This is a genomic window from Leifsonia sp. SIMBA_070 (assembly GCF_046534635.1).
Lineage (GTDB): Bacteria > Actinomycetota > Actinomycetes > Actinomycetales > Microbacteriaceae > Leifsonia.
In genome coordinates, this window is sequence record NZ_JAWRYK010000315.1 from 1 (window position 1) to 269 (window position 269).

1 protein-coding gene is annotated in these 269 nt (G+C 68.4%); it reads left to right on the forward strand.

Annotation, left to right across the window (positions count from 1 at the left end; translation table 11 throughout):
• On the forward strand, positions 1 to 269 hold a 269-nt coding region (locus SB754_RS20495), incomplete at both ends, for an aldo/keto reductase (RefSeq protein WP_410784201.1).

A 269-nucleotide genomic window follows, 5' to 3' on the forward strand; every position in this document is an offset into this window, starting at 1 on the left:
GGCCGGGCCAAGGAGGCGCTGGAAACCCACCGGGATGCCCTGGTTCAGTACGAGGACTTCGCTGACGAAATCGGAGTTGCCCCCGGAATCCTCGCCCTGGCCTGGCTGCTGCACCAGCCGGCGGTCACCGCCCCCATCGTCGGTCCGCGGATCCAGGACCAGCTCGATGACGCGTTGAAGGCACTGGACGTGGAGCTGGACGCTGACATGCTCGGCCGCCTGGACACCATTTTCCCGGGCCACCGCACGGCGCCGGAGGACTACGCCTG